The 538-nt window shown below is 68.4% G+C and carries 1 pseudogene; it reads right to left on the bottom strand.

What is annotated here, in order from left to right:
- Positions 1-104: 104 nt before the first annotated feature.
- Positions 105-538: pseudogene (locus tag IE94_RS0134420) on the bottom strand (alpha-1,4-glucan--maltose-1-phosphate maltosyltransferase); the annotation flags it as partial.

Genomic DNA, 538 nt, shown 5'->3' with positions numbered 1-538 from the left:
GGAGCGGACGAGGACCTCGTAGAAGACGGCTCGTTTGAACCAGTCCGGGTCGCGGTCCTTGGCGGGGGTGTCCTCGAAGGTGTCCGGCACGGGCTCGTTGACGATCATGTGATGGGTGACCCTCCGATCTGCGGGTGGGACGGTCGCAGAACCGTGCAGACGTGCGCGGGCGTACGGCCCGGCTCCAGGCGCACATAGTTGGCCCTGCCCCAGTGGTAGGTCTCGCCGGTCAGCTCGTCGCGGACCGGCACCGACTCGTGCCAGTCCAGGCCGAGCTGCGGCATGTCCAACGAGACGGTGGCCTCCTGGGTGTGGCGGGGGTCGAGGTTCACGACCACCAGAACCGTGTTCGATCCCTGCCGCTTCGAGTAGGCGATCACCTCGTCCTTGTCCGTGGGGTGGAAGTGCAGATCGCGCAACTGGCGCAGGGCCGGGTTCTCGCGCCGGATGGTGTTGAGGCGGGTGATGAGGGGGGCGATGGTGGTGCCCTCGCGGGTGGCGCGGGCCCAGTCGCGGGGGGTGAGCTGGTACTTCTCCG

Source organism: Streptomyces violaceorubidus (genome assembly GCF_000717995.1).
Taxonomy (GTDB): Bacteria; Actinomycetota; Actinomycetes; order Streptomycetales; family Streptomycetaceae; genus Streptomyces; species Streptomyces violaceorubidus.
This window is presented reverse-complemented; position numbering and strand designations above follow the sequence as displayed.